Annotated in this window: 19 protein-coding genes and 3 tRNA genes; 14 read left to right on the forward strand and 8 right to left on the reverse strand. The window is 49.4% G+C overall.

Annotation, left to right across the window (positions count from 1 at the left end):
* Positions 1 to 45: 45 nt before the first annotated feature.
* Positions 46 to 1,131, reverse strand: a complete 1,086-nt coding sequence (locus C2M29_RS07225) for an AI-2E family transporter (RefSeq protein WP_105189113.1) — start codon at positions 1,129 to 1,131, stop codon at positions 46 to 48.
* Positions 1,124 to 1,357, reverse strand: coding sequence for a hypothetical protein (locus tag C2M29_RS07230; protein ID WP_105189114.1), 234 nt, complete (start codon positions 1,355 to 1,357; stop codon positions 1,124 to 1,126). The genes C2M29_RS07225 and C2M29_RS07230 overlap by 8 nt, the downstream gene beginning before the upstream one ends.
* A 406-nt stretch (positions 1,358 to 1,763) precedes the next feature.
* Here C2M29_RS07230 and C2M29_RS07235 point away from each other — a divergent pair, with 406 nt between their 5' ends.
* The 4 genes from C2M29_RS07235 (at position 1,764) to C2M29_RS07250 (ending at position 4,678) form a co-directional block, all read left to right on the forward strand.
* A complete protein-coding gene (locus C2M29_RS07235) occupies positions 1,764 to 3,209 on the forward strand; it encodes a M48 family metalloprotease (RefSeq protein WP_105189115.1) in 1,446 nt (481 codons plus the stop codon).
* Between the two features lie 125 nt (positions 3,210 to 3,334).
* Positions 3,335 to 3,682, forward strand: a complete 348-nt coding sequence (gene arsC / locus C2M29_RS07240; RefSeq protein WP_105189333.1) for an arsenate reductase (glutaredoxin) — start codon at positions 3,335 to 3,337, stop codon at positions 3,680 to 3,682.
* The gene (gene wrbA / locus C2M29_RS07245; protein WP_105189116.1) at positions 3,682 to 4,233 is read left to right on the forward strand and encodes an NAD(P)H:quinone oxidoreductase; all 552 of its coding nucleotides are present in this window, start codon (positions 3,682 to 3,684) and stop codon (positions 4,231 to 4,233) included. Before arsC ends, wrbA begins: the two co-directional genes overlap by 1 nt.
* Complete coding sequence (locus C2M29_RS07250; RefSeq protein WP_105189117.1) at positions 4,226 to 4,678, forward strand: DUF2069 domain-containing protein; 453 nt, start codon at positions 4,226 to 4,228, stop codon at positions 4,676 to 4,678. Before wrbA ends, C2M29_RS07250 begins: the two co-directional genes overlap by 8 nt.
* 285 nt (positions 4,679 to 4,963) lie before the next feature.
* Here C2M29_RS07250 and C2M29_RS07255 read toward each other — a convergent pair whose 3' ends face one another.
* Positions 4,964 to 6,301 (reverse strand): ankyrin repeat domain-containing protein, encoded by a 1,338-nt coding sequence (locus C2M29_RS07255; RefSeq protein WP_105189118.1) that lies wholly within the window; start codon positions 6,299 to 6,301, stop codon positions 4,964 to 4,966.
* Positions 6,302 to 6,406: 105 nt separating this feature from the next.
* Between C2M29_RS07255 and C2M29_RS07260 the strand changes: the two genes are divergently transcribed.
* Positions 6,407 to 6,598, forward strand: coding sequence for a DUF2897 family protein (locus C2M29_RS07260; RefSeq protein ID WP_105189119.1), 192 nt, complete (start codon positions 6,407 to 6,409; stop codon positions 6,596 to 6,598).
* A 51-nt stretch (positions 6,599 to 6,649) separates the two neighbouring features.
* Here the strand turns inward: C2M29_RS07260 and C2M29_RS07265 are convergent, their stop codons facing one another.
* Together C2M29_RS07265 and bamC are read right to left on the reverse strand one after the other, a co-directional pair.
* The gene (locus C2M29_RS07265; protein ID WP_105189120.1) at positions 6,650 to 8,014 is read right to left on the reverse strand and encodes a YjiH family protein; all 1,365 of its coding nucleotides are present in this window, start codon (positions 8,012 to 8,014) and stop codon (positions 6,650 to 6,652) included.
* A 110-nt stretch (positions 8,015 to 8,124) separates the two neighbouring features.
* The gene (gene bamC, locus C2M29_RS07270) at positions 8,125 to 9,177 is read right to left on the reverse strand and encodes an outer membrane protein assembly factor BamC (protein WP_105189121.1); all 1,053 of its coding nucleotides are present in this window, start codon (positions 9,175 to 9,177) and stop codon (positions 8,125 to 8,127) included.
* 339 nt (positions 9,178 to 9,516) lie between these two features.
* Here bamC and C2M29_RS07275 point away from each other — a divergent pair, with 339 nt between their 5' ends.
* Both C2M29_RS07275 and bcp read left to right on the forward strand, forming a co-directional pair.
* Complete coding sequence (locus C2M29_RS07275; RefSeq protein WP_105189122.1) at positions 9,517 to 10,050, forward strand: glycine cleavage system protein R; 534 nt, start codon at positions 9,517 to 9,519, stop codon at positions 10,048 to 10,050.
* 12 nt (positions 10,051 to 10,062) lie between these two features.
* The gene (bcp, locus tag C2M29_RS07280; protein ID WP_105189123.1) at positions 10,063 to 10,536 is read left to right on the forward strand and encodes a thioredoxin-dependent thiol peroxidase; all 474 of its coding nucleotides are present in this window, start codon (positions 10,063 to 10,065) and stop codon (positions 10,534 to 10,536) included.
* 67 nt (positions 10,537 to 10,603) lie between these two features.
* Here the strand turns inward: bcp and queE are convergent, their stop codons facing one another.
* The gene (gene queE, locus C2M29_RS07285) at positions 10,604 to 11,269 is read right to left on the reverse strand and encodes a 7-carboxy-7-deazaguanine synthase QueE (RefSeq protein WP_105189124.1); all 666 of its coding nucleotides are present in this window, start codon (positions 11,267 to 11,269) and stop codon (positions 10,604 to 10,606) included.
* A gap of 153 nt (positions 11,270 to 11,422) precedes the next feature.
* On the opposite strand from queE, the gene queC reads away from it, so the two are divergent.
* From queC to C2M29_RS07300, 3 genes are all read left to right on the forward strand, one after another.
* Positions 11,423 to 12,082, forward strand: coding sequence for a 7-cyano-7-deazaguanine synthase QueC (queC, locus tag C2M29_RS07290; protein ID WP_105189125.1), 660 nt, complete (start codon positions 11,423 to 11,425; stop codon positions 12,080 to 12,082).
* A gap of 103 nt (positions 12,083 to 12,185) precedes the next feature.
* Positions 12,186 to 12,425, forward strand: a complete 240-nt coding sequence (locus C2M29_RS07295; protein ID WP_105189126.1) for a hypothetical protein — start codon at positions 12,186 to 12,188, stop codon at positions 12,423 to 12,425.
* Between the two features lie 26 nt (positions 12,426 to 12,451).
* Entirely contained in the window at positions 12,452 to 13,795 is a 1,344-nt protein-coding gene (locus tag C2M29_RS07300) for a diguanylate cyclase (protein WP_105189127.1), read from the forward strand.
* 27 nt (positions 13,796 to 13,822) lie between these two features.
* On the opposite strand, the gene uvrB is transcribed toward C2M29_RS07300, so the two are convergent.
* Together uvrB and C2M29_RS07310 are read right to left on the reverse strand one after the other, a co-directional pair.
* Positions 13,823 to 15,838, reverse strand: a complete 2,016-nt coding sequence (gene uvrB / locus C2M29_RS07305; protein ID WP_105189128.1) for an excinuclease ABC subunit UvrB — start codon at positions 15,836 to 15,838, stop codon at positions 13,823 to 13,825.
* A gap of 15 nt (positions 15,839 to 15,853) precedes the next feature.
* Positions 15,854 to 17,197: an MATE family efflux transporter gene (locus C2M29_RS07310; protein ID WP_105189129.1), complete on the reverse strand. Its 1,344-nt coding sequence runs from the start codon at positions 17,195 to 17,197 to the stop codon at positions 15,854 to 15,856.
* Positions 17,198 to 17,916: 719 nt separating this feature from the next.
* Here C2M29_RS07310 and C2M29_RS07315 point away from each other — a divergent pair.
* From C2M29_RS07315 to C2M29_RS07330, 4 genes are all read left to right on the forward strand, one after another.
* Positions 17,917 to 17,993, forward strand: a tRNA-Asn gene (locus tag C2M29_RS07315).
* Between the two features lie 22 nt (positions 17,994 to 18,015).
* Positions 18,016 to 18,092, forward strand: a tRNA-Asn gene (locus C2M29_RS07320).
* 19 nt (positions 18,093 to 18,111) lie between these two features.
* A tRNA-Asn gene (locus C2M29_RS07325) sits at positions 18,112 to 18,188 on the forward strand.
* A 381-nt stretch (positions 18,189 to 18,569) separates the two neighbouring features.
* Positions 18,570 to 20,519, forward strand: coding sequence for an EAL domain-containing protein (locus C2M29_RS07330; RefSeq protein ID WP_233998374.1), 1,950 nt, complete (start codon positions 18,570 to 18,572; stop codon positions 20,517 to 20,519).
* The last annotated feature ends 17 nt before the right edge of the window (positions 20,520 to 20,536 follow it).

Raw genomic sequence — 20,536 nt, forward strand, 5'->3', positions numbered from 1 at the left:
CTGGCTTTTATCAGTTTTTCATCTAAAGACCGAGCAAGCGGGGCACTACTCCTGGGCCGGTGTGGCTTTATTGTTGGCGTCTTCCAAAGTCGACGACCAGGCATTAGCTAAGGCGCGCACCAAAGATGCCAGGGGTATAGCAAAGAATACGCCCCAAAAGCCCCATAAGCCACCAAAGAACAGCACTGCCATGATAATAAACACCGGGTTTAAATCGACCGCCTCGGAAAACAGCAGCGGCACCAAGACATTACCATCGAGCGCCTGAATAATGCCGTAGGCCACCAGCACCGACCAAAACTCACTGCCCAAACCGAATTGGAATAAGGCCACGGCGGCCACTGGAATGGTCACCAAGGCTGCGCCAATAAAGGGGATCAATACGGACAACCCGACCAACACCCCCAACAGGGCGGCATAGCGCAAATCGAAGATGGTGAAGACCACGAAGGACACCCCACCGACGATCAGGATTTCAAACACCTTGCCGCGTATATAATTCATAATCTGTTGATTCATTTCCAACCACACCTGCTGGATTAAGCGACGCTGCGCCGGCAACAGGGCGCTCACACTGTGCACTAATTGGGCTTTATCCTTGAGCATAAAGAACACCAGCAGCGGTACCAGCACCAGATAAATCAACCAAGCCACCACGTCTTTGAGCGAAGTCAGCGACACCGACACCAGCACCTGACCAAATTCCACCGCCTTACTCTCAACACTGGCCACTAAGGTGCGAACCTGCTCTGGGGTGATCAAGGTTGGATAGTCGACAGGCAAATGCATTAGGTAATGTTTTCCCTGTTCCAGCATGGTGGGCGCTTCTTGCAATAAGTTACTGGTTTGCTGCCATAGAATTGGGCCAAAGCCGAACAGGGTGCCAATCACCAAGGAGCAGAACAAACTGACCACCACTATGGTGGCTATGGTGCGTGACAGACCCACGCGCTGCAAACGAGTCACGGGCCAATCCAGTAAATAGGCGATCACCACGGCGACCAACACCGGCATCAACAAAGCACCGAAGAAATAGAGCACAGCAAACGTGCTGAGCAAGAGTAAAAGCAGGGTCACCGAGTGAGGATCAGAAAATTTTCTTTGGTACCACGCACGCACAAATTCAAACACGAGTTTCTCTCTCCACGGTTATTATTAATTGTTCTGCCGTTGTTGTGACAACGAATGCTAACTTTTGCTTGGTTAAATAACGCTTAATATCACGGACGCCTTGTTTGTCATTGCCCTTCAACACGAAGGCAATCTTTTGCTGCTCGCATTGCGCCGCCCGTAACGCCAGTTTAAAGCGAACAAACAGCTCGGGGCAGCTATAACACCTTAAGTCCGATTGTTTCATATCCCCTAACCGTATGTCTCATTATAGATATCTTGTTAAAACACCCTGCGCCTGAAGTCTAAACGAATCATTCACTCACCCACTGATGGTCTCTATGCCCTTGGCGCGTAAGCCATAATACCGTAAAAAGACTTAAAAGCCTTCTCGCATTCGTTTATCCTAAGCCTAGTATGGTCGAAATACACCAAGGCGAACAGACACAGCCTTGTGCGTACGTTCACCTTCCATGTACTTTAGCCAGTGCATACTAACTTGGCTTTATTGCCCTTGAAAGTGAACGTTCGTCGTATGGCTGGGGTCTCAAACTCTAAGAACAGATAGCGAGGCCTAGTGATAAAGCCACCATAAAGCATCAGATTGCCCACGTGCCTGCTGCAAAATAAAGATTAAGACCGCAAGGAATCATATGTTATTTAGATGTCTGCTGTTATGCGCCTTGGTATTGGCCACTAGCCTAACTGGAGCCCGGGCGCAAAACACCTTTGAGTTGCCCGACTTAGGCACCTCTGCATTAAAGGCTCTGCCCATTGAAAAGGAACGCGTCATAGGTGACGTGATGATGATGCAAATTCGTGGTAACTCGCCGGTGATTAACGACCCGGTGCTCGACGAATACCTGCGCGGTCTGGGCAATCAATTGGTCTCCCATGCCGACGATATCCGTTTTCCCTTCTCTTTCTTTTGGGTCAATAACCCGGACATCAATGCCTTCGCCTTCTATGGTGGCCATGTTGGCGTGCATACCGGCCTTATCGCCCAGGCCGATAACGAGAGTCAACTCGCCTCGGTATTAGGGCACGAAATAGCCCACGTGACCCAACGCCACCTGGCCCGCCGACTGCAGCAACAACAGGACAACTCGGGCATGACCATCGCCGGTTTGATAGCCGGTGTGTTGGCCACCATGGTATCTCCCGATGCCGGTCTGGCAATTATCTCCGGCACGCAAACGCAAGGCGCTCTAAATCAGCTCACTCATAGCCGCGGCGCCGAGCAAGAGGCGGATCGCATTGGCATGCGCACCCTCTACGATGCCGGGTTTGACCCTAAAGCCTCCGGGGAATTTCTAACCAAGCTGTCGGCGCAAATTCGCTATAAGCAAAAGCCGCCAATCTTCTTACTTACACACCCGCTGCCACAAAGCCGGGTGAGCGATGTACGCCTGCGCGCACAGCAATATCAAGATCGACCTTACGCAGACAACCTGCTCTTTCATCTAGCCAAAAGCCGGGTGATCGCCCGATTCAATGGCTCCAGCACCCATGCCGAAGCTCAGTTTCGTAAGCAGCTTAAAGAGCACAGTTTTGGTGACACCTCGGCGCTACGCTATGGTTTGGCCTTAACCTTGATCGATCAAAAAAAGTTTGATGAAGCAAAATCCCTGCTTGATGAACTATTACAAAAAGCCCCCGACAACCTCTTCTATCTCGACTCGCTAACCGATTACTACGTCGGCAAAGGCGAGCCGGAAAAGGCCGTAGAGCACCTGCGCCCTTTCCATCAGTTACGCCCTAATAATCAGGTTATTACCCTAAACTTTGCCCATGCAGCCATTGAGGCCAAACAATATAAGCTCGCCGAAGAGCTGCTACGCAGCTTTGCCTTGGAAAAACCCGACCATATCCTCGCCAAGCAATTGCTGACCGACACCTACAAGCATCAGGAAAACAGAGCCGCATATCATGAAGCCAACGCCGACTTACTGGCCCAGTACGGCGCTTATATGAAGGCCGCCGACGAGGTGCAGAAGGCACTCAACCATATAGAACCCAACGAAATCCTTAAACAAAAACGCTTAAAAGCCCTGTTAAGCCAATATCGCGCCATGCAAAAAGAGCTTTCAAGCTTATAATCATACACAGCCAGCCTGGGAAGCTCCCCGGGTTGGCTAAAAAGCGCACCACCGGCGGCAACCCCCTACCCTTATACGCCACTATCTTTTACACTAACGCTATTATTTGTATTGAAGGAATTCTTATGTCTGTCGTTATCTACCATAATCCGCGTTGCTCAAAGTCGCGCCAAACCCTGGCTCTTATCGAAGACAAAGGCACGCCGGTCACCATCGTAAAATACCTAGAAGACACACCGAGCGTTGCGACCCTAAGCGAGTTGCTTACCAAGCTTGGTTTTAGCTCGGCCCGCGAACTGATGCGCACCAAGGAAGACATCTATAAAGAGCTTGATTTACAAAACGAACAGGACGAGCAGGCACTGCTTAATGCCATGCACGCCAACCCAAAACTGATCGAGCGCCCTATCGTGGTAAACGGTGACAAAGCGGTGCTTGGCAGACCGCCGGAAAATGCCCTGGAGATCATTTAATGGCACCGATTTTGGTGCTCTATCACTCCCGCAGTGGCAGTGTTCAGGCGCTGGCCGAGGAAATCGCCGACAGCATAGAAGCACAGGGCAGTGATGTCTGGCTGCGCTGTATCGGCGATGACGGTGACCACCCTCAGGTAAATAAGCAGGAGCTCATCGACTGTGCAGCCCTGGCATTCGGTACGCCGACGCGCTTTGGCATGATGGCCTCGCAGGCCAAGTCATTTTGGGAGCAAAGCAGCGATCTTTGGCTTAAGGGTCAATTGATCGACAAGCCCGCCTGCGTCTTTACCTCGTCCAGCAGCATGCACGGCGGCAACGAAACAACCCTGCTGCACCTGAGCATCCCATTACTGCACCACGGCATGTTGTTGGTCGGCGTTCCCTATGATGTGCCCGCCCTGAACGCCACTACCACAGGCGGTGCTCCCTATGGTGCTAGCCATGTTGCCGGTCTGGATAATAATTCCCAGCTCAGTAACGATGAAAAACAAATTTGCCAAGCCCTTGGTCGGCGTTTGGCTAATTTAGCGAGAAAACTCAATGACTAATATCGCAAAAAAGCCGCTGACTAAGCGCTATCAGCGTCTCGCACTGGTCGGTTATATCGGCCTGTTGCTGTTAATGCCCCTGTGGCTATTCGTATTTTCACCACGCAGCGATTACAGCTTCGCCTTCACCTTTGGCCTGTACATAGTGCCCTTGCTGTTGCCCCTTAAAGGCATCATTCAAGATAAGCCTTACACCTATGCCTGGGCCAACTTTATCGTCATGATTTACTTTATTCATGGCTTTACCCTGTTGTGGGTGAGCCCGGACGAGCGAGTGTGGGTGGTACTGGAGCTGCTCTTTGCCAGCTGTATGTTTATCGGCTGCACCTACTACGCCCGCCATCGCGGTCAGGAGTTGGGTTTAAAGGTGGGTAAATTGAAAGACGATTTAGCCAATGAAAAGGCGGCACAGGAATATCATCGCCAAAACCAGGATAAGAAATAATACCCATTCTGTTCAGTAGGTGATCAGATAGAGCGCTGGATAAATGATGCGATAACAAGACGGAATTTTCCTGATGTAGTTATTATCGGCTTTGGCGCCTGCGCCGCGCTACCGACTATATCCATGTAGGCGTACATAGAAAAATTCCAACGCCGTAAGCATGATATTTAACCCCCTAGAATGATTAGCTATTTAAGTGAATTGGTATACTATCCAAGCAATAAAAAACGCCGATTTATCAACTCGGCGTTTTTTATTTATTGAGATGGAACTTCAGGCGCTCAGTTAACTGCCTAACTGGCTTAAAAATGCCAGCCCGACCACGCTTAACAGCGCCAATTGTGCCAATAAAGACAACACAGACCCCACGCGCAAAATGCCAAGCCCAAATGGGTGACGCAAGTGCGGATACAAGGCGCACCGTTTAAGGCTAATGGCAAAGAATATCGCCACCACCGAGAGCATGGTAAAGACCATGGTCAGCTCGCTCTTATACTCGATACCGTCATCGAAAAAGAAAAACAGTTGCAGCGGCAGCAGCAACATGACCAGCGCATGCAAGCTATGCACCTTGGCGATACGCATATACTGACCCTGAGGCGATAATTCCTTGATACCAAACTCGCGTTCCATCAGCCGCACCAGAGCCTTACGGTTTTGTTCCACGGCGTAGCGATAACAGCTCAGCCCAGCGTTGTTTTTGGCATGAAAATTAGCGCCGGCACGCAGCAACACGGTTAAACAATTGCCGTTATCGGCACCCACGGCATAGTGCAAGGCATTGTTGCCCTGATGATCCTTGGCATCGAGTGACGCCTGATTTAACAGCGCTTCAATGACACTCACAAAGCCTTTTTCGGCGGCCAACATCAGCGCCGTTTGCCCTTGCTCGTTATGTTCGCTGCCCCGGGCGCCCTGCTCTATAAAACGCATAGCCAGGCTCTGTTTAGCATGCTCACTTTGCAAATGGGCCAACAGTGCTTGCTCTAAAAGGTGCTGCAGGTTTTCCTCATTGGAAATGCATTGCAACAGGGTGAAAAAGTCATGCCCCTGGATCAACTCGGTTTTTGCCGCTTCCAACAAATCTGGCAGATCGGCAGCACAGTCTGGTAGGAAAGGCTCCAGCTTAGGGCGAAAGTCCACTTCCTGCCATAACAGCAGGATATCGGCGCTACTGAGTTTTACATCGCGCTCCAACAACTGCGCCAGTAAAGAAAAATAGCGATGTTCAAACAGCAACTTGGCCAGTGATAGCGGCGATTCCACCTGAATTTGCGCATTGATATTCGCGTACTGGGCAAGACGCTCCAACAGCATCTCACTGATTTGCTCGGCGGTGTAATCGTTGTTAAGGAAGTAGTCTTTGGCCGCGTGAATGTAGCGCAGTGCCTGCTCATCAAAATCGCTGATATGCTGGAAGGTACACTCTTCAAAAGGGTCGCGCGGCTGCAGCCAGATTAAATAATACAGAGGTGGCAGCGTGGTGGTGCTGACCTCTTCCTCGATTTTTGTACTACAAGCTGGCCATGCTTCCAAAGCATCGAGTATAAAGGCGCCGTTCTGCTCAATGAGTCCTTTGAGTAATAACGGATATTGTTCCGGCCAAATTAGTACCTTTTCCATTGCCTATGAAGACTCCACTAAATCGTTCTAGATGTTGCATCGCAACTAGGTTGTCAGTTATAAAGGGCACTCCCTTACCCTGCACTTAATATAGCGGACACTGCAATGCAAACCTGGCATGTAATCCTGATCATCGTCTTGGTATTGGCGGTGATCTGGAGCAATATCGCACTGTTAAAATATTCGGCGAAAATGGACCTTAAAAAGTTCAATCAGGACCCGATCGAAAAGGCCAAACGCAGCCTTGCCGAAAAGGCCCAAAAGCAAGACTCAGAGACAGACGACAAAGAGTCCTAGGGTCTTGGAACCCAGCGCATAGCGCTCACTTCTTAGAGCCTAGGTAAAAACCTAGGCTACCAGCCAGTTTGCCATCAAGGTGATCACTGGCAAGCTGATCAAGGTGCGCAGAATAAAAATAGCAAACAGCTCAAGAATATTCACCGGGATCTTGCTGCCTAATAGCAGTGCGCCCACTTCCGACATATAGATTAATTGAGTCACACTCATGGCCGCGATAATAAAGCGGGTCACTTCACTGTCGATATTCGACGCCGCCAAAATAGACGGGATGAACATATCGGCAAAGCCCACCACTATGGTCTCTGAGGCCTTCACTGCTTCGGGGACACCCAGCAATTCAAGGTAAGGAATAAAAGGCTTACCCAGCCATTGGAATACCGGCGTATGTTCGGAAACGATAAGCGCAAAGGTACCTACGGCCATAACCACCGGCAACACGGCAAACACCATGTCTAGCGCATTGTGCAGACCTTCTTCGACCGTACCTTTTACCCCTTTGGCATGGCGCGCCTTATCCAGGGCCATGTCCAAAGATTGTCGCCACAGGCTTTTATTTTGCGGCACCGCCTCGTTGTCGTCACATTGGCTGTCACCATCAACATATATGTTTTTCTTCAGGCTAAGAGGAGGAATACGCGGCAAAATCAGCGCACACACCACGCCGGCCAGACACACGGTCAGATAAAAGGGCGCGAATAGATGTTCGAGGCCAACCTGACCTATGACCACAAAACAGAAGGTGATGGATACCGCCGAGAAGGTAGTACCAATAATGGCCGCCTCTTTTTGCGTATAGTGCTTTTCTTCATATTGTCTGGCGGTCATCAAAATACCGACGCTACCATCGCCAAGCCAAGAAGCGGCACAGTTTACGGCGCTGCGACCGGGCACGCCAAACAAGGGCTTCATAATCTTGGTAAACAGGGTGCCGACCAGCTCCAGCAGACCGAAATTTAACAACAGCGGCAGTAAGAAACCGGCTAAAATAAACACGGTTAGCAACAGCGGCAACAATTCCACCAATACAAAGGCACCGGTGGCTTCAGAGTAAATCGCCTCGGGGCCAAGTTGGAAATAGGTCATAACCACAAACACCATGCCCACAACGCGCACCACTAGCCAGGTCGGCGTCACCAGGAATAGATGGCGCATCATGGGTTTTTCAAACAGCGAGCGCGGTTGTATCAGGGTCATCAACAAAGACAACACGCCGGTCATACTAATGATCACCAACAACAGAGTACTGGCAACGGGCGCCAGGGTTTGACGTAACATATCGGCCAAAATAGCGACACTGATTTTGATCTGCCCATCCCAGGGGATCGGCACCATAAAGAGAAAGACGCCGATCAGCGAAGGAATTAAGAATGTCAGTAAAGTGTTGGCCATGGTACGTGGCTGGCTTGTTGTCATAATCGCTACTTATTTTCGTTGTTATCTTTGGGCTGCCCTGCCGTTTTGGCTACAAACAAAAAAGGAAAGGTGCTCCAAGCCCTTTCCTTTTTTACAGCAAAGTCAAAGGGTTACATTTGAATCCCGCGGGCGCGTAGGGCCGTCACTAGGGCTTGCTGTAAATCATTCATGGTGCCGGGTTCTAGCACTTCCCCGTCTTTATCCATCCAGGTAATACTGGTACCACCGGCTTTAGCGTTATCCAAAAGAATCTGATACTGGCCGTCTTCTAACGGCAGCTGCATCGCCTCTTCGCCCCAAATCGAATCCCACACACTGCTTTCAGGCTGAGCGTAATCAGCAATAATACGGCCCTTGTCGGCATCCACTTCAATAATAGTAAATTGAAGGCGCTCTAAGAAGCCACTGAAGCGCTCCAAGACCACATTCATGTCCTGCTCGGTCATTAACGCTGCATTGCCTTGATTATCAAAGCCTAAAGCCAGAGAAATAATGCCTTGGCGCTGGCGCAGTTCAACCTGAAGCTGACGATAACGATAATCGAATTCGGCAATTACACTATTGAGAGCACGGGTTTCCAAACGTTGTTGCAATAACGGCGTTAAAGGCACTTGCTGCGAGCGATAATCAAGCATCTCGGCACGCAAAGACGCGGTACGCTGGTGATCTTTTTCTTCAACGGTAAATTTATAGCGCTGCTCGGCAACGATTTCATCGTCCCATAACCAGCCCTCTTCAACGGTTACGACAGAAAACCAATCGCTTTCAATGCTGTTTTGCGTCTTATTTGCTACCGGAGTGTTGTAGCTTTCCAACACGCCTTCTACGGCCGCCAGAATAAATTGGTCGAGATCGTCGATGCCATCGTTCTTATCGAAGTAGACCTTGGCTACCTTATCGCCTTCTTCAATCCAGCTTCCCTGGGCGATCGGCATAATTTGCATCGGCGGCTTAACGGCCTTGGCTTCTTCACTGTTGTCATAGCTGGCCACGTCCATTTTATAGGTGGGGTCCTGGCGCGGTGCATCGAGTCCCTCTGGAGTCACTAATGGCTGATTGGCTTTATAGTTACGCTTGTGGTGTGCCTCGTTGGTGAAAATGCCACAGCCACTCAAAGTGACTAAAGCAATCAAGATCAATACTTTAGGGATCCAATACTGCACGTTGTTGTTCTCCTTTGCTCACCGTTATTATTGTACGGTCTTTGAGTCGGTGAGTGGTAATTGGTTCAGTGCCAGATTCAACTTAACGACCACTTTGTTGTTTTGCCTATCATACAACGGCGTTAAACCCGAGTGTCGACACCCAAACCACTGTTGTGCTCAAGCACAGCAATGGCTTACAAAAATTTTCACTATGGTACTTTTACACGAGGTTAAAAACAAGAATGTCGGTACCGAAAAGGCAATAAAGCGAGGCACGGCTAAAAGTTGCGCTTTAAAACCCGGTTTATGCTACACTGCGCCGCCAAAAGATTGTTTTATCACAGCAAGGGCACATCCATGGGCGAATTGGCCAAACAACAGTTAGTGATCACCGCAATTGGCGAAGACCAAGCCGGGGTGGTCAGCGCCTTAACGCAATTGGTCAGCGATTGTCACTGCAATATCACCGACAGCCGCATTGCCATTTTGGGCAATGAATTAACCTTTATCATGTTGTTATGCGGCGACATGGCCGCCATTAGCCGGGTCGAGCACCTGCTGCCCAATAAGGGCATGGAGCTGGGGCTACTCACGATGATGAAGCGCACTTCAAGCCACACCGAAGAGCTCTTTAGTGGCGGTTATACCCTGGAATACGTGGGGATAGACACACCCGGTACTCTGAGCCAGATCACCGGCTATTTTGCCGAGTACAATATCAGCATTTGCTCTCTTAAATCAGACACCTACGAACAAGACGGCGATATTCAAATGCGCTGTGAACTCGAGTTTAATGTGCCGCAAGAACTTGATATTGACGCCTTTAAGGTGGCCTTTGAGGCGTTATCTCAGCGCCTGAACATAGATTATACTTTTAAACGGATCAGATAAGGACGCAGCATTATGAACACTTTGCAAGCGGGCGATAAAGCGCCACTTTTCACCCTTGAGGATCAAAACGGCGAAACGGTTAGCCTCGAAGCGCTATTAAAAGACCATCAGGTTTTAGTGTATTTCTATCCCAAGGCTCTAACCCCTGGTTGTACCGTACAGGCGGAACAGCTCAGCGCCCATAAGGCCGAGCTGGCTAAATACAACACCATTGCAGTGGGCATTAGCCCGGATCCGGTGAAAAAGCTTAAAAACTTCGAAACCAAAAAAGAGCTAAACTTTCAATTACTAAGCGACGAAGATCATAAGGTAGCGGACGACTTTGGCGTGTGGGGTTTAAAGAAGTTTATGGGTAAAGAGTACGACGGCATTCACCGCATCAGCTTTTTAGTCGGCCAAGACGGCAGCATTAAACATGTTTTCAATAAGTTTAAGACCAAGGATCACCACCAGGTAGTGATCGATTATTTGGCAGATAATGCTTAATTAATGCTTTAAGAATACAAAACGCGGCCTAAGCCGCGTTTTTTTATGTTTAATGCGCCAGTTAGGCCTAGTTAATCCCCAGATACTTGTGTACCTGTACAGATAAACGCCAGTTTTTCTTAATACAGGTGTCTATGGCCAGCTTCGTTGCCTTGGCTTTTTGACTGATAGGTTGCAGATACACAAGTCGCGGATGCACACCCGTTGCCTTAAACAGGGCTTCTAACTCGTCCACATGTTTTTGCATCGCCACCGGATGCTTAATTTCATTGGCGCGCTTCATGGCGCTGGCCAAAACCTCATAGCCGCCGCGCATATTGATTTTTGGCGATACCGTCACCCAGGTTTGCGCCGGCGCTTTAATCTCAAAGGTGCCGCTGGTTTCTATTTGGGTGCTGTAACCATGTTGATGCAACAGCTCGCACAGGGGGTTAAGGTCGAACAAACAAGGTTCGCCGCCGGTGATCACCACATGCTTAGCGCGATAACCTCGGGTTTGAAACAACGTCAGAATATCTTCGGCATCGGCCTTGGCCCAATGCTCAGAGTCGGACTTTTTCTCCACCGTTTGTGTCAAGGACACCACATAGCTGTCTTTGGCATCCCAGGTTTGTTTGGTATCACACCAGGAACAGCCCACAGGACACCCCTGCAAACGCACAAAAATTGAGGGGGTGCCGGTAAAACTGGCTTCCCCTTGGATGGTTTCAAAAATCTCGTTTATTTGGTACAAAAATCTAACCTGCTGCTAAAACTTAACAATCGCTGTTCACAAATACCTAGGCCCAGAGCAAATGCCAACGGCGAATAATTGTGATCCAAGCTCAAACCCTGTAGTATACCGCGCCCTAACGTAAACCTCTATGATTAAAAGGCTCGCAGGCAAATGGCAGAAAAAGTCGTTGTAATTTATTCCGGTGGCATGGACTCTTTTACCGTGCTAAACAAGGCACTTCGTCAAGGTCACGAGGTCTACGCCCTGTCGTTTAACTACGGTCAGCGCCATGTCAAAGAGCTGGAAGTAGCAAAGCAGGTATGCGAGCAACTCGGCGTTAATCATAAGATAGTCGATATTTCCGCAATCAATCAGTTGATTGGCGGTTCATCGCTGACCGATGATATCGACGTACCGGAAGGGCATTACGAAGAAGAAAGCATGAAAAGCACCATAGTGCCTAACCGTAATATGATCTTGTTGTCACTGGCGGTGGGCTACGCGGTGTCGCTTAAGGCCAGCAAGGTATTTTACGGCGCGCATTCTGGCGATCACGCCATCTATCCGGATTGTCGCCCTGAGTTTGTGAAGAAAATGGACGATGTTTGTCGCATCGCCAACTACGATGAAGTTGAAATCGTTTGCCCTTATCTTGATAACAGCAAGATTGACATCCTAACCGATGGCCTGAAGATGGGCCTGGATTACAGCCAGACCTGGACCTGTTATAACGGCCGCGAGCAAGCCTGTGGTAAATGCGGTGCCTGTCAGGAACGTTTAGAAGCGTTCGCCCTTAATAACGCCGTCGATCCCCTGCCCTACGAAGCTTAATTTCCTCCCTGTTCCCCCTAAGCCACTGATAATTTTGCACCATCAGTGGCCTTGTGGCATTTTGCAGTTATACTGAGATTATTCTCGCCAGCAAGAGTATGCCATGCTTATATACATGATATTACTGCTTATTATCGCGGCCCTCGCGTTTGGCCTCGGCCTACGCGCGCAACGTCGACAGGGTCGGCAACTGTCCCAGTTACAACAACAGTGTCAAACGGCAAATCAGCAAACCCAAGCCATGACAGAGCAAATAGCCCATCTTAAAGAGCGTATACAAGTGCTTGAGGCCATAGTCACAGATAAAGGATTTAGCGTCGAACAAGAGATAGATAATCTCTAAGTCAGCGCGCGCAGTGCGATAATAATATGAAAAGACGTTCCATACTCCTGCTCATCTTGCTCGGTACCCTTTATGTGGGGGCCAGTGTCTTTGTGGTCGAATATTTCGCCCACCTTTACCGACAACAAGAGCTTGTGGAGGAACAACTTTACCTGCGTAAGCAATCTGCACTGCTGCGGGCCAAGCTTGAAACCACCCTGAATCAAGAGATCTTTGCCGCCGAAAGCCTGGTGGTCATCGCCAATATCAATCGCGAATTTATCGCCCAGCATTGGCAACACATCGCCGCCCAATTGGTGGCCCGATCGCAATTGATCCGCAATATTTCTTTGGCACCGGATAACATAGTGCAATATGTCTACCCCTTGGAAGGCAACCAAAGGGCCATGGGCTTTGACTATCGTACCGATGAAGAACAATTTGCCACCGTTGAGCAGGCACGACTAACGCAATCCGTGGTGCTAGCCGGACCACTCACCTTAGTGCAAGGCGGTGAGGCTCTCTTGGTGCAGTTTCCACTGTTTGCCAACCCCGCCGACGAGACCAGTTACTGGGGCACCCTCAGCCTAGTATTGGACATTACAACGCTTTACCAGTTGCTCGAGCTCGACGCTCAGGAGCAGGTGCAATACGCTCTGAAAAACACCGCCAAGGGATCGCAGGTATTTTATGGCAATGCCAACACCTTTGCGCAGGCGGACGTGATTTTACCCTTGCACCTCCCCAATGGACGCTGGGCACTGGCGGCTAAATTTAATGCCGCTCCCCAGCCTCATGCCACGCTAATTCGCGCACTGGGTGCGCTATTGTGCCTGGTGTTATTTGTAAGTGTCGCCATCTTGGTGCGCGCCTACTACCTGGTGAAGGCCACTTCACTGCAAGACGACCTCACCATGTTGGCAAACCGCCGAGCCATTATGCAACATCTGAACGATCTCACTCGCGGTGCCGAAGTGCACAAGCACTTTGCCATTATTAATATCGATGTGAATGACTTTAAGGCGGTGAATGACAGCTATGGCCATGATTGTGGTGACGCCTTGCTCGTGCATATCGCGAGGGAGTTACAGCGCACCTTGCGCGATTCGGACATTATCGCCCGCCTCGGCGGCGATGAATTTTTAGTACTTTTACATCGAATCAGCAGTGATGAGCAAGTCGCCGCCATTGTCGACAAACTAAGGCTGCATATCGAGCGTTCACCGCTAAACTACAAGGGCCATATCGTGTATCCGTCGATCAGTTGTGGCTTTAGTTGCTATACCGAGTGCACCCTGGATATCGCTGCCCTGTTGGCTCAGGCCGATAAACGCATGTACGAAGACAAACAGAGCAACAAATTGGGCGGTAAAAGAACCGTCACCGCTTAGGTTAACTCTAGAGAGCTGTTCTCGGACTTAGCTCTTGATCAGTTGCTGCTGTAGCAGGTGGACTTGGTCCCGTACTTGCGCCGCCTTTTCAAACTCCAGCGCTCGGGCAAATTCATGCATCTGCGCCTCCAAGCGAGTGATCTCCTTGGCGATTTGCGTGGCGTCCAAAGCAACGTCTGTGCTGGCACCCTTGCGACCTTTATTCCCCTTACGGACAAGACCTGATTGCTGCTTCGGCGTCTCACCGGTATCCATCACATCGGTGATCCGCTTGTTCAAAGCCTGCGGCGTGATGCCGTGCGCTTCGTTATGAGCGATTTGTTTATCGCGACGACGGTTGGTTTCGTCTATGGCCTTGCGCATGGATTTGGTGATCACATCACCATACAAGATTGCCTTACCGTTAATATGACGCGCGGCTCGGCCTATGGTTTGGATCAGTGAGCGCGCGGAACGTAAAAAACCTTCCTTATCGGCGTCAAGGATGGCAACCAGAGAGACCTCGGGCATATCCAGACCTTCACGTAATAGATTGATCCCCACCAACACATCGAATACGCCGGCGCGCAGGTCGCGAATAATTTCCATCCGCTCCACCGTATCTATATCGCTGTGCAAATAGCGCACCTTGACGTCGTGGTCGCTTAAATAGTCGGTTAAATCCTCGGCCATGCGTTTCGTTAATGTGGTCACCAAAACCCGCTCGTTTATTTCCACGCGTTGATAAATTTCAGAAAGCAGGTCATCAACCTGAGTACTGACCGGACGCACTTCAAGCTGAGGGTCGAGCAAGCCGGTGGGTCGAATAACCTGCTCGGCCACCTCGCCCGCCGATTTATCCAGTTCATAATCGCCCGGCGTCGCCGATACATATATGGTTTGCGGCATAATCGCCTCAAACTCTTCGAATTTTAGTGGGCGGTTATCCATGGCCGAGGGTAAACGAAACCCGTACTCAACCAGATTTTCCTTACGCGAGCGGTCGCCACGATACATGGCGCCAATTTGCGACACGGTAACATGAGACTCATCGATGATCATCAGCGCATCATCGGGCAGATAATCCAAGAGAGTCGGTGGCGGCTCGCCAGGCGCGCGTCCTGAGAGGTAACGGCTGTAGTTTTCAATGCCGGAGCAATAGCCCAATTCCTGCATCATTTCGATATCGTACTGCGTACGCTGCGCCACCCGCTGTTCCTCGACCAAGCGGTTGGCATCGAGCAATTGCTGGCGACGCTGCTTAAGCTCAACCTTAATATTGTCGATGGCGCCTAAAATCTTCTCGCGCGGCGTTACATAGTGAGTTTTCGGATAAATGGTGGCACGCACCAGGTTTTTTTGCACCTGACCGGTAAGCGGGTCAAACAGGCTTAGGCGCTCGATTTCATCGTCAAACATTTCCACCCGCACGCCAACATCATCCGATTCGGCGGGGAATATATCGATCACCTCACCACGTACCCGATAGGTGCCGCGACTGAAGTCTATATCATTTCGGGTGTACTGCAACTCCGCCAAACGACGCAGCATTTGCCTTTGGTCAACGGTGTCGCCGACCTTAAGCAACAGCATCATTTTCATATAGGAGTCGGGATCGCCCAGACCATAGATGGCCGATACCGAGGCGACGATAACAACATCGCGCCGTTCCAACAGAGCCTTGGTGGCCGACAGTCGCATCTGCTCTATGTGCTCGTTGATCGATGCGTCTTTTTCGATAAAGGTGTCACTGGCCACGACATAGGCTTCGGGCTGGTAGTAGTCATAGTAGGAAACAAAATACTCCACCGCGTTATTGGGGAAGAATTCTTTCATCTCGCCATACAGCTGCGCCGCCAGGGTTTTGTTGTGGGCCATAATAATGGTGGGACGGTTCAAGGTAGCGATAATATTGGCCATGGTAAAGGTTTTACCCGTTCCCGTAGCACCTAATAAAGTCTGATGCGCCAAGCCCGATTCCAACCCGTCCACCAATTTAGCAATCGCCGTGGGTTGGTCGCCACCGGGCGAATAACTTGAGCACAGTTCAAAAACATCTTTCACTATGACACCCCTTTCTTAAACGGTTTGGCGTTCGAGCTCGCGGCTGAACCACATATAAGCGACGATGGCTGTTAATAAATTACCCACAGTGGCGCCGATAAACAAGCCTGTTAATTGACCAATTAGACTACCTAGGTAGGCAATCGGCACATAAAACACAAACAGGCGCACGACACTAAGCACGAGAGCATGCATGGGCTTATGCAGGGCATTAAACGACGAATTGGTGAGGATGATCACTCCCTGCAGGCCATAGGACAAGGGCAAAATATAGATAAACAACTGGATTAACTCACGTACCTGAGCCTCAGTCGCGAACGCACTGGCTATCCAGGGAGCCACCATCAAGAGCACAAGATAAATGGCAAATTGCCAAATCATCACGAACTTCAGGGTTTGCTTATAGGCCTGCTCCACCCTTTGCGTATTGCCCGCACCGAAGTTTTGGCTAATGAAAGGAGGCAAGGTCATAGACAAAGCCAACACCACCAAAGAAGCAATGGACTCAATGCGACTGCCGACCCCAAAGGCGGCCACCGCAGGAGCACCAAAGTGAGCGACAATTGCGGTCATCACCGCCATGGCCAAAGGCGTAAGCATATTCGCACCGGCGGCAGGCAAACCAATTTTAAGGATTTTTCGCGTCGCTTCTACAAAGGACTGAGTACGGCAACGAATACCAACTAACTGACGATGGACAATAAGAATGTATAAAATCGCGGCGACACCGATCAGCCAGGAGATGGCACTGGCGATGGCTGCACCGCGCACTCCCATGGCCTCAATTGGACCAAAGCCGAATATTAATATGGGATCGAGTACCGCATTGACCAACCCCGAAGCCCCCATAATCAGGCTTGGGGTCTTGGTATCGCCATTAGCACGCAGCACGGCGTTACCTATCATAGGGGTCACCAGTAACACGCTCGCCAAAAACCATACATGCATGTACTCATTGATTAAAGGCAAGAGTTGTGGCTCGGCCCCGAGCAAGAGAAATATGGGCCCACTGCAAAAATAACCAACCAAGGCCAGGGCCAAGACCATAACCGCCGACACCATCAAGGCCACCGCGCCATCAAAACGGGCTTGTGCCTGCTGCCCAGATCCCAGGGCGGTAGCGATAACGGCAGAGGTGCCAATGCCTAAGCCTATGGCCAAACTGATCAAGGTAAAGGTAACGGGAAAAGTAAAACTAATGGCCGCCAGGGGTTCGGTACCCAGCATACTGATAAAGAAGGTATCTACAAGATTGAACAGCATTAAAAAGATCATGCCGAATATCATCGGAATGGTCATTTTGCGTAAGGTCGGCACGATAGGCGCACTGAGGATCATTGCAGGTTCGGCTTTAGCCATAACAACGCTTATTGCTGCTGATACAAGCGCTCTATTCTAAAGCATCAGGGCGCCCCCTTCCACGCTTAATTAGTGCATAAAAAATGTTCTTTTTTCGTTGTTCATCGAATTAAACAAATGAAACCCGTCAAAAAACAATTAATTTACACCTTTTAAACATCAGTACAAATTAACGCTGTATTTTTGCACAACGACGATCTTACCCTTACGCTTCTAATTATAAGAATGTCGGTTTTTGTAACTTTTAAGCATATAAACTTAACTAATTGATAAATATGAATAATATTTTTTATATTTTACCTATTGCTTTCTTCCCAAGTGCTCCTTGTTGCCTACCACTGCTGCCTTCCCCCCATTCATAAACAGACTTATCCACAGATTTCGTGGATAAGTTAACCGAGGCCTTTAAATATAAGGGTTTGATCACTATAGGCAAAAAAGACTTAAGAGGGTGATGTACCTGAGCTCATATTTACCCCATTTATAGCCTAGGTAGAATTTATATAAGCCATTGATTGCTAGTTGAGAGGCCTGATTGACTAGCAAGAGGCCGACCGGCTTGATGGCGTTCCCTCTAATTGAGGCCATTTTTGTCTGCTTAGCAGACAATTTGAGTGAAAAAACGGCGAACGAGTCGTTTTTTTTATTTTTGCCGATTTTATTAGTTGACACTGGCAGGTGCGGTCATTAATATTTCGCCCCGTTGAGAGACAGGCGCTTCCCCCTTAGCTCAGTTGGTTAGAGCGACGGACTGTTAATCCGCAGGTCCCCCGTTCGAGTCGGGGAGGGGGAGCCAATATCTTTCAGCACTAGGTTGTTCCCCCTTAGCTCAGTTGGTTAGAGCGACGGACTGTTAATCCGCAGGTCCCCCGTTCGAGTCGGGGAGGGGGAGCCACTTCCTAGTATTATTTTGTTCCCCCTTAGCTCAGTTGGTTAGAGCGACGGACTGTTAATCCGCAGGTCCCCCGTTCGAGTCGGGGAGGGGGAGCCAAAATAACTTCAAATCCTCCCCTCTTTTTACCCAATTTTAAAACAACCCTTTTCTAGACAAGATTTTCTCCTTGAACTAGTCTCTACTCATAATTGTTTTTAATATTCAACACACTACTAAATGTAAATAAACGCCCTGTATTATTACAAAATGTATCCGTGCATTGCCATTAGCACGCCACTGCATGATAATATGTCCGCGAAAACGCAAAGCGAACTTATAACGCTAACTTATTGTGGTGTATGGTAATTAAACATGGATGTAAGTGCGCAAAACGATCACGGTGCCGGGCGCTGGAGGTTGAGTTGTTGTTGCACAGGTGTGAGCACACCTAACCACATGCTTCAACTTAATAACAATAAGGGTAAAGGATAAGCTACCGTGAAACGATTCACACTATTGCAGTTTACATTATGGCTGCTGGCCCTCTGTGCCGGTGTTGTCGCCAATATAATGGTCTTTCATTCATATGGCGTGCATAAGCAGGATGCAATGCAGGCGCAACTGCAACGCTTCTTAGATCTCCAGCCGGCCATGACCACCGAGCAGGTTGCTGCACAGGCTCCAGCCTTAGCCGAGCAATTGGTTGCCATCATGCCGGTACACAAACTCTGGTTACGCGATGGTAATGGCGAGGTACTCAGTGCCAAAGCGCAACGCACCGAAGAGAACTTTATTGCGCAACTCGCCCAAGCACAGTTTGATACCATACGTAGCCAATTCGCCGTCAGCCAGGATGCCGAGTTGCGAGTTGAGTTTATTGCCGATTTAAATGATATGGCTGACGCCTTTGAACAAGGTCTGATCTACTTCGTACTGGTGATCACCTTTATCTGCTTTATTCCCATCGCCAGCTTAAAAACTGCATTTCGTGGATATCGCCGCCGCATTGCCGATATCGTTGCCAACATTATCGATCAGTTCGTTACTAGCAATGATATGCCCGAGCCGATTAACCGTGCCTTTGCCGATAACAAATTAAAACTCAAACTCGCCACTCAGATCTCCCCTGCCCTAAATCGCTTACAGGCTCACTTGGGCTTGCAAATGGAAAACATTGCCAGCTCGGCACAGGAGATTAAAAAAGAGGCCTATAAGGATGTGGTCACCGAACTGGGTAACCGCAACATGTTTGTTGAATATTACGAACGTCATATTGAGCACGCCAATGGCGAATGTTTTGGCTGTATTGCCTTGGTGCGTGGCACCGAGTTGCAACATATCAACCAGAGCAAGGGCTACCAACAAGGGGATGAGTACATTCGTAGTATTGCCGATATCTTAACGGCCGGCATTAGAAACTATGGTTCCGCCAGTGTATTTCGTCTTAACAGCTCAGACTTTGCCGTGGTGCTCCCTAATACACCGCCTAAGGAAGTCGAACGCTTCGCCACGCAAATTCAAACCAAATTCAATCAATATCAAAAGCTGCATGAACTCGCCTCGGTCGCATACACCGGCATAGTGCCTTATGATCAACATAAGCCGCTCGGTGAATTGCTTGCCAATGTTGATGTCGCCATGAACATAGCACAAAGTAAGCATGCTAATGCTTGGCATGTACAGCGCCCGGAAGACATCAGCGAAAGTGCGGTGCAAGGCACACAAAACTGGCGCAAGGTAATTAATGACATGTTGGAAAAGCAGTCGGTTAACCTGGCCATTCAACCCATAATGCCACTGGGCAAAAGCAGCGTGGCTTATTCAGAAATTCAAGCGCGTTTTCGCGATGAAGAAGATCATTTATTGCCGACATCCTCCTTTATGGCGATGGCCGACCAACTGGGTAAATCGGTTGAGCTTGATCAGATGATCATAGAGCACTCGTTAAATGCTATTAAGAATAGAAATCTCAGCGCCCAATATTTTGGTATTAATGTCTCTGCCGCCAGCGCCCATGACGATAAGTTCGTTATTTGGCTGGAGCGTCGTTTAATCAGAGAAGGTGACTTTGCTCAACGCCTGGTCTTTGAGATATCTGAGCTAGGCTTGCAACAAAATATCGCCGCCAGTAAGCGCTTTGTCGGCATGCTGCATCGCACCGGTGCCCGCCTGACGGTGGAGAGATTTGGCGTTGGCCTGACCTCGTTTAAGTTTTTCCGCGAGATCAAACCCGACTACATTAAGATGGATGCCAGCTACACCCGCGGCCTCGAAGACGATAAAAACAACCAATACTTTATGCGTCTGATGGTCGACCTGGCACACCGTATCGGCGTACGCGTCTTTGCCGAAGGGGTCGAAAGCCTGGAAGAAAAGCAGATTATCGAGCAGCTTTGTCTCGATGGTGCCCAAGGCTACTTTATAGAAAAGCCTAAAGAACTGTTATAACACAGTAACGAGTTCCC

It is taken from the genome of Pseudoalteromonas sp. T1lg48, from assembly GCF_002964785.1.
GTDB lineage: Bacteria > Pseudomonadota > Gammaproteobacteria > Enterobacterales > Alteromonadaceae > Pseudoalteromonas.